This is a genomic window from Bilophila sp. (assembly GCF_057864385.1).
On the sequence record NZ_DBMAFI010000104.1, the window covers coordinates 1 to 8,242 of the forward strand.

Sequence of the window (8,242 nt, forward strand, 5' to 3'; positions counted from 1 at the left end):
TCTTTGAAGAGGAGGGGGTGGGGTTTGGGGAGGGGGAGGGGAAACTTTCTCCAGAAAGTTTCCCCTCCCCCTCCCCAATTTCCCAATAGCCTTATTACCCGCCTACCCGCCGATGGCGGTCATGCGCCGCTGGGCCACGGCGTTGCGGCGGCGTTCGAGGAGCCGCGCCCCGATGGGCTTTTCCCGTGTGGCGAGGGTGACGATGCGGCGGACGGCTTCGATGCCGAGCCTGGGATGCCGCAGGGCATTGCGGAGCCGGTATTCCCGGTCGTCGAACAGGCATGTCCTCAGCGCACCGTCGGACGTGATGCGGAGCCGGTTGCAGGCCGTGCAGAAATGGCTGGAAAGCGGGGTGATCAGGCCGAGGCGCCCAAGGCCGGGGCCGTCCGGGTCGGAGAGGGCGTAAAGCCGGGCGGGGCCGCCGCTGCGCTGCCCCTGCTCCACAGGGGCGACGGAGACGAGCCCCTTGACGGCGTCAAGGATGTCCGGGGCAGGCCAGAAACAACTGTCCGACCAGCGCGTGCCTTCGCCCATAGGCATGAATTCGATAAACCGCACATCGACGGGGTGGCGCATGGCGTAATCGACAAAGGCGGGCAGCTCGTCGTCGTTGAAGCCGCGCATGGCGACCGCGTTGAGCTTGAAGGGGATGCCCGCGTCGAGAAGGGCATCCATGTTCTCCCGAACCTTATGGAACAGATCGCGGCCCGTAACCCGCTCGAACTTGTTCCTGTCGAACGTGTCGAGGGACAGGTTCACCGCGTTCAGGCCGATGGCTTTCAGAGTGCGGATATGGGGGCCGATCAGCGTCCCGTTGGTGGTCACGCGGATGTCGAGGGCGGGGTGTGCGGCCCGCAGGCGTTCGAGGAACTCGGCAAACCCTTTGCGTGCGAAAGGCTCGCCGCCCGTCAGCCGGACTTTTTCCACGCCCATGCCCATCGCCATGTCCACAAGCTGCTCCATCTCCTCATAACGCAGGACGGACTCGTGGGGAATGAACGTCTCCATGCCGCTGCGGCAGTAGGTGCAGCGCAGGTTGCAGCGGTCGGTGACGGAAAGGCGGATATAGCGGACGGCCCTGCCGTGGCCGTCTTCCAGCGAGGCGGCGGGTTCGCACGGATGGGCGGAGGGGGGGATTGCGTTCATGGGACTGCCCGGTGGTTGTGCGCCGTAAGGGGCGGCGCGGTGGGGGAAGCCTTTACCGTACCCCCTCCTCGGCGGCGTGGCAAGCCGTACCGTGCCTTTGCTCACATGCGGCTTCAGCCATGCGTTTGGCCCGCTCAAGTTCGTCCGGGAAATTGATGTTGAAGAAGGGCAGGGCTTCGGCCTTGGTATAGGCGACGCGCGACTGCCGCCCTTCGGGGATCACAAGGTTGAGCTGCCGGAGGCTGCGGGCACGGGCCTTTTCAAAGAAGGGCAGGCAGGCCGGTTCGTAGATGGAGACGAGCGCCTCGATGAATCCCGTTTCCGCCTGCTGGAACGTCGTCATCAGCGTTTCGGGGGAACGGGCGTTGCGGGCATCGATGAGGCGGCGCAGCGTGGGCGCGTCCATGAACGGCAGATCGCACGAGAGCACGAGGAGCGGCTGCCGGAGCTCCCGGAGCGCGGCCCATACCCCGCCGAACGGCCCAAGGCCGGGTTCCGCGTCGGGGATGGAACGGATGCCGGGCAGGGCCGGAACAGCTTCCCCTGACGCGGGGGCCCGGCACGAAATGGCTACGCCGTCCGTACACGCGGCGAGAAGATCGGCTGTGCGGGCCAGCATGTCCCGCCCGTCACCGGGCAGGCGCAGGCGTACCTTGTCCTGCCCAAGCCGGGTGGAGCGCCCCCCGGCCAGCACGACGCCGATCATGCGATCCTGCCTTCTCCGGCAAAGACCGTGAGCCGTTCCTCACGGGAACGGCAGAAGCCGACGACGGTCACGGGGTGGGCGGGATGAAGCCTGTTTTGCTGCCGGGCCATTTCCACGGGCGTGGAGGTGACGGCGCTGCGGCTGATGAGGAACGAGAAACCCGCCCGGCGCGCCTTGGCGTAGAGGCTGGACGTGATGCGGGCCGAGACGAAGAGCACGGTTTCCGCCGGATCGATGCCGTTGAGACAGGCCCAGCCCGCAAGCCGGTCGAGGCAGTTGTGCCGCCCGATGTCCTCGGCAAGGCGGAGGAAGGCCCCGGCCTTGGGATCGAACATGCCCGCGCGGTGGAAGCATCCCGTGGATTCCCAGAGCAGGGGGCAGGAGCCTTCCAGCGTCAGGAAGGCGTCCATATGCTTGACGATGGCGTCGGGCGTCATGACGATGGAGGGCGTTTCGTCGTGCCCTTTTTTCTCCATGCGCTTGAGCTCCACGGCAAAGGCGTGTTTCGCGTCGATGCCGGGCGGGACGGATACGGCGCGCACGCTCCCGGACATGCGGAACGGCGAGGGGCCGGCTTCGGGGCCGAGATGCCGGCGGTCGAGCAGGACGTGCCCAATCGCCAGCGGCTCAAGATCGTCGGGCCATGCCCACAGGCGGCAACTGCTTCCATGCCACGAAACGTATACGGGTTCCTCCGGGCTGACTGCGTCGTCGATATGCTGCCACCCGCCGTCTTTCCAGCGGGTGACGGAGTAGGACAAAGGGGTATTCATGGGTTGGCCACCTCTGCGGAGGGGACGAAGGCGAGCCTGTCGCCGTTGTTCAGGATGCGATCCGGTTCGGCATGAACCCCGTTGACGAGGAGCAGGGTTCCCGCGGATCGGATGTTGAGGGCGCGCATGGCTTCGCCCGCCGTGGTTCCTTCGGCCACGTCCAGCCTGCCGGTTTCGGGCGTGTGCGGGGGCAGCGTTGCGAAGCGGCGTATTTCTATCAGCATGGGAAGACTCCTTGAGCCCCCATCCTAGCGGATACCGCAGGTTTTTTGCAAGGCCGGGAACACGCGGTGCCGCGGTTCGGGGCCAGTGGAAACGGAAGGCTGTGTTATAGAAAATGGTTGATGCTTTTTTCCTTGAAGCTCCAAAGGGATAATCGGCAAAATGCCTTGGCCGTGTATCCCGCCAAGGGGAAAACGGGAAAAACGGCTCTATTTTTCACCGCACTGTGGGGATGAAACAACCACATACCCTAACAGAGCCAAACGGAAAGCCGCGGATAGGGATTCAATAAACGCGAAAGCCTTTGAAGAGAAGGGGGAGGAGAGACGGGGTATTCGCTTTTGCAATGAAGCATGCGGCTTTCATCTCTACAGCACGGTAAAAATGCGGCCTTTTTCTCCAGTTTTCCCCTTGGCGGACTTCATGGCTGAGGCATTTTGTCGGTTATTCCTTTGCAGCTTCAAAGTAAATGTCCCAGAGAAGCGTGGGGGGACTCCCCCCCTTCTCCAGAAAGTTTCTCCTCCCCTCATCAACACATTGTTATTCCTGAAATATACGTTTACCGGTCGCTCCACACGGCGCGCCCGGCCTTGAGGCGGAGGCGACCAAGGGGAAGCCCGCGCCAGAACAGGGACGCTTCCTTGCCGGGCAGCCCCGTGTCAAGGCTTCCGCCTTGCAGCAGGCGTTCGAGGGCGGGCACGTCGTCGACGTCGAGGCGGGGAATGCGGCGGGGTTCCGGATCGAGCAAAGCCCTGAGCCGCGCCGAAGGGATAAGCCCCTGTGCCGACGCCTTGCCGAGGGCCATGCCCTGCCAGCGCACGGCGGCGGGCAGGTGCGCCAGCGCCGGGGCGGGCAGGAAGTGGAGGGAACCCTCGAACGCCGCCAGATCGCCGGGGGGGAGCAGGGAGGGGGACAGCCCGAACTCCTCAAGGAAGGCCGGGGGGATCGCGCGGTAGGCCGCCGTGGACGCCTCCCCTTGGGCGAGGCCGGGCGCGGCGACGGAGTCGCCGGGTTTGCGCAGCAGGGCGATATAAAAGCCCTGCGCGTTGGAGGCGTCCTCGTCCACCCGGAGCGTGCCTTCGCAGCCGGGGAGTTCCGGCGCGGCGAAAACGAAGCCGGGGAACGGTTCCAGCGGGATCAGTTCAAGGCCGAGCCTTTCAACGGCAAAACGGACTTGCCCTTCGTTCTCGTCCACATTGGTCGTGCAGGTGGAATAGACGAGCTTTCCGCCGGGGCGCAGCAGGCGGCCCGCTTCCGTCAGGAGCTTGCGTTGCAGATCCAGCATGGGCTTGAGGCGATCGCCCTGCCAGCGCCTGCTCGCCTGCGGGTTCTTGTCCGTGGTTCCCCAGCCGGAACAGGGCGGATCAAGGAGGATGGCATCCCACGAGGCGTCGGGCAGGGGCAGGGACTCGCCGGGCCATGAGCAGGTCACGGCCTGGAGAAGGTTGAGCGCGGCGAGGTTGCGGCGCAGGTTCGCGAGGCGCGGGCGGGCCGGTTCGTTGCCGAGCACCAGCCCCCCGCGGCCCACAAGCTGCGCGAGGAGGCCCGTCTTGCTGCCGGGGCTGGCGCACATATCGAGCACGCGGGCCCCTTCGCCGGGCGCGAGGGCCAGCGGCGGGAGCATGGACGAACGATCCTGAATGTAGACGTACCCCCAGAAGGCGGCGAGGCTCCTGCCGAGCGGGAACGGCTCCCGGAGCAGCCGCCTTGCCAGCGGAGAAAACGGTTCCGGCTCGAAAACGAAGCCTTGTGCGCTGAGCAGCGCCTCGACGGACGGGATCTGTTCCGGGCCGCAGACGAGGCGGAAAGAACGGCGGAGGGCGGGGGTGTCGGTCATACTATCCTATTTAGAAAAAACGCGATAAAGGGTTTTTGGCACTTTCCGTTTCCGGCGTTGCGCTTGCGGAGACGGGGAAGTCTATAGTATGGTAAAAAAAGTCGACCGGGCTGAACCGGCGAATCCTTCCAAGGAGTTTACGAATGCATCTGATATTCCGTACGGCTCTGATGCTGTGTACAATGCTGGTATTTGTGGCGCAAGCCCTTGCCGCCGATGTGCGCAGCTACGCGGTGCTGCCTTTTAAAGTGAGTGGTTCCAGCGGGTTCACCTATCTGGAAAAGGCCATTCCGTCCATGCTGAACTCCCGCCTGTACTGGCAGGGACATTTCCAGCCCGTTGCCGACGCCGCACTCGCCAAGGCCGGGGCCGTAAGCGATGCCGGAAGCGCCGCCAAGGCCCTTTCCGCCACCGGTGCCGACTATGTTGTCTGGGGTGACGTGACGATTATAGGCGACAGCGCCAGCCTCGATGTCCGCGTCCGTGACAAGGCGGGCAAGGAATGGCGCAAGGGTGCGAAAACCCGCGTCAATGACCTTATCGCCACCCTTCAGGGCGTTTCCGACAGCATCAACGCCGAAGTCTTCGGGCGCGGCGGTTCCGGCGTCGTTGCGGCGGCCCCGGCTGCGAGCGCCGGGCAGGCGAACCCCAATTTTGTCCAGAAGGAGGCCACGCAGAGTCAGGTCTACCTGAACCCGCAGTTCCGTTATCAGGGCAGCGACGGCACGCGTTACCGCAGCCAGACGCTTCCTTATGCGGCTGTGGGCATGATCGTCGCCGACGTGAACGGCGACGGCAAGAACGAGGTGGTCGTGCTCGGCGAAAAGCGCCTTTACGTGTATCAGTGGCAGAACGAGCGCCTCGTGCAGCTTGGGGAATACAGAATCCCCACCCGCATGATGCCGCTTGCGCTCCGCAGCATAGATCTGAACCGCGACAGGGCTGAGGAAATCATCCTGACCGCCTATGAGGAAGACTACACGCAGCCGTATTCCATGATCCTGAGCTTTAAGGGGAATACCTTCACCGAAGTGGCGGAACGCCTTCCCTACTATCTGAACGTGGTGCGCATTCCCCCGGATTACATGCCCACCCTGATCGGTCAGAAGGGCGATCCGTCCCGCATTTTCTCGCGTGGCGGCGTGTATGAGATGATGAAGCAGGGCAACAGCCTTGTGCAGAGCAAGAAGCTGGATCTGCCGAGCGGCGTGAACGCCCTGAACTTCGCATGGCTGCCCGGAACGCCGGGCAAGGAAACCGAAAAGCTCGTGGTGCTGACCGATGAGGAACGCCTCCGCGTGTTCTCAAGCAACGGCTCGCAGTTGAACCAGACGGACGAGAAGTTCTCCGGATCGGCCATCGGCATCGCCGAACAGACGCAGATGCCCGGCATGGGCAAGGACAATATCCTGATCCCGTCCAAGTATTTCGTGCCGGTGCGCATGATCCCCTCGGATCTGGAACAGGACGGCACTTGGGAACTGCTGGTCAACAAGCCCATTTCGGTGTCCGCGCAGTTCTTCGAGAACTACCGCTTCTTCCCTGAGGGTGAAGTCGAATCCCTGTATTGGGACGGCGTGGGCCTCAGCCTTCAGTGGAAGACCCGCCGCATCAAGGGTTCCGTTGTGGACTTCGCGCTGGCTGACCCGAACAACGACGGCACCAAGGATCTTGTGGTCTGCCTGAACACGCACCCCGGCGCGCTCGGCCTCCAGAACCGCAAGACCGTGGTGGTCTTCTACCCGCTGGATCTCAGCATGATGGATCCGAAGACGGCCCCGGCGCTCGACTAGCGGCGGATAGAGGGGGCCTCCCGCAGCAAGGGCAGGCAACTGAAAGGCATCCATATGGCGCAGGCTTCGTTCGCGGGGCCTGCGTTTTTTTGTTTGGCTGTGCCATAGAAAACGGTTGATGCTTTATTTCCTTGAAATTCCAAAGAAATAACCAATAAAATCCCCCAACCACAGAGCCCGCCGGCGGAAAACTTGGAGAAAGAGCATATATTTTCAGTATATTGCTGAAACAAAACAACCATGTACTCTGACAGAGCCTTTTGTTTCCGCTCTGGGGGGATCTTGTTCTCGTAATGAGAAAAAAACGTTCGCAATCCGGGAGAATTCTCATTTCGGGAACGGCGGCACCTGAAACGGCTGAAAAATCCGCTTCAAAATGGGGATGATAGCAAAACACCACATTGGCCCTATCCTTGCTTTGGAGGGGCATTCCGGGATGTGCCCGGATGTTCTCCGTTTACCCTGCTGCCGCATCGGGAGGTTCGCAATGGACAATGTCATGCTTTATCACATCAATACGCAGTGCCTGCGGCCCGGCTCAGGCGCTTCCTTGGATATGCTGAGCGCCGCCGAAGCCCGGCGCGCCCGGCGTTTCCATGCCGGTTTCGCGCAGTACGCGCCCACGCCCCTCGTCCCCCTGCCGTATCTGGCCTCCACGCTCGGCCTTGGGAACATCCGGGCCAAGGACGAGTCGAAACGCTTCGGGCTCAACGCCTTCAAGGTGCTCGGCGCTTCCTATGCGATGGGCCGTTACCTTGCGGAACGGCTCGGAAAACCCATCGACGATCTGACGCCCGCCGATCTCTGTTCCCCCGCCGTGGGCGAGCGGCTTGGGCCCATTACCTTCGTATCCGCCACGGACGGCAACCACGGCCGGGCGGTAGCGTGGACGGCGCAGCAGCTCGGCAAGAAGGCCGTCATCTATATGCCCAAGGGGTCCGACCCGGCGCGGCTGGAGAACATCCGCAGCCACGGCGCGGAAGCCGGCATCACGGATCTGAATTATGACGACGCCGTGCGCCTCGCGTGGAAGATGGCCTGTGAAAACGGCTGGGTCATGGTGCAGGACACGGCTTGGGACGGCTATGAGGACATCCCCACATGGATCATTCAGGGCTATGCCGCGCTTGCTGTTGAGGCGCTCGCCCAGTGGCGCGCCGAAGAGCTTGAGCCCCCGACGCATCTTTTCCTTCAGGCCGGGGTCGGCTCCTTCGCGTCCGGCGTGCTCGGCTACATGGCCTCGGAACTTGGCGACGCGCTCCCCAAGACGATCATTGTGGAGCCGCACGCCGCCGACTGCATTTACCGTTCCGCCCTTGCCGGGGACGGCCTGCCGCATAGCGTCACCGGCGATCTTTCCACGCTGATGGCGGGGCTGGCCTGCGGCGAGCCCTGTACCGTGGGGTGGCCCATCCTGCGCGACTATGCCTCGGCCTATCTTTCCTGCCCCGATTATGTAGCCGCCAACGGGATGCGCCTCTACGCCGCCGCGCGCGGCGGTGACGCCCCCATCGTCTCCGGCGAGTCCGGTGCGGCGCCGCTCGGCGCGCTCGATCACATCATGCGCAACCCCGCCCTTGCGCCGCTCCGCGAAGCCCTTGGGCTTGGCCCCGATTCCCGCGTCATGCTCATCAGCACCGAAGGCGACACCTCGCCCCGCGTCTGGCGTGACGTCTGCTGGTACGGCAGGCATGGTGACGGGCTGCGGGTGGGTGAGTAGGGATAATTGGGGAGGGGGAGGAGAACCTTTCTGGAGAAAGGTTCT

8 protein-coding genes are annotated in these 8,242 nt (G+C 63.6%); 2 read left to right on the top strand and 6 right to left on the bottom strand.

What is annotated here, in order from left to right; all coding sequences use genetic code 11:
* Positions 1-102 precede the first annotated feature (102 nt).
* The 5 genes from moaA to ACZM8Y_RS17215 form a co-directional block, all read right to left on the bottom strand.
* Positions 103-1,146, bottom strand: coding sequence for a GTP 3',8-cyclase MoaA (moaA, locus tag ACZM8Y_RS17195; protein WP_482334357.1), 1,044 nt, complete (start codon positions 1,144-1,146; stop codon positions 103-105).
* Positions 1,147-1,198: 52 nt separating this feature from the next.
* Complete coding sequence (gene mobA / locus ACZM8Y_RS17200) at positions 1,199-1,852, bottom strand: molybdenum cofactor guanylyltransferase (protein WP_337432135.1); 654 nt, start codon at positions 1,850-1,852, stop codon at positions 1,199-1,201.
* On the bottom strand, positions 1,849-2,625 hold the full coding sequence (locus ACZM8Y_RS17205; protein WP_482334355.1) for a formate dehydrogenase accessory sulfurtransferase FdhD: 777 nt from the start codon (positions 2,623-2,625) through the stop codon (positions 1,849-1,851). The genes mobA and ACZM8Y_RS17205 overlap by 4 nt, the downstream gene beginning before the upstream one ends.
* Entirely contained in the window at positions 2,622-2,849 is a 228-nt protein-coding gene (locus ACZM8Y_RS17210; RefSeq protein ID WP_302551350.1) for a MoaD/ThiS family protein, read from the bottom strand. Before ACZM8Y_RS17210 ends, ACZM8Y_RS17205 begins: the two co-directional genes overlap by 4 nt.
* A 557-nt stretch (positions 2,850-3,406) precedes the next feature.
* Positions 3,407-4,684: an RsmB/NOP family class I SAM-dependent RNA methyltransferase gene (locus ACZM8Y_RS17215; protein WP_482334353.1), complete on the bottom strand. Its 1,278-nt coding sequence runs from the start codon at positions 4,682-4,684 to the stop codon at positions 3,407-3,409.
* A 143-nt stretch (positions 4,685-4,827) separates the two neighbouring features.
* Here ACZM8Y_RS17215 and ACZM8Y_RS17220 point away from each other — a divergent pair, with 143 nt between their 5' ends.
* Positions 4,828-6,477: an FG-GAP repeat domain-containing protein gene (locus ACZM8Y_RS17220; RefSeq protein ID WP_302551348.1), complete on the top strand. Its 1,650-nt coding sequence runs from the start codon at positions 4,828-4,830 to the stop codon at positions 6,475-6,477.
* On the opposite strand, the gene ACZM8Y_RS17225 is transcribed toward ACZM8Y_RS17220, so the two are convergent.
* Complete coding sequence (locus ACZM8Y_RS17225; RefSeq protein ID WP_482334351.1) at positions 6,474-6,719, bottom strand: hypothetical protein; 246 nt, start codon at positions 6,717-6,719, stop codon at positions 6,474-6,476. The genes ACZM8Y_RS17220 and ACZM8Y_RS17225 overlap by 4 nt on opposite strands.
* A 245-nt stretch (positions 6,720-6,964) precedes the next feature.
* On the opposite strand from ACZM8Y_RS17225, the gene dpaL reads away from it, so the two are divergent.
* Positions 6,965-8,197 carry a diaminopropionate ammonia-lyase gene (gene dpaL, locus ACZM8Y_RS17230; RefSeq protein WP_482334349.1) on the top strand — a complete coding sequence of 411 codons (1,233 nt, stop codon included), beginning with the start codon at positions 6,965-6,967 and terminating at the stop codon, positions 8,195-8,197.
* Positions 8,198-8,242: the final 45 nt, after the last annotated feature.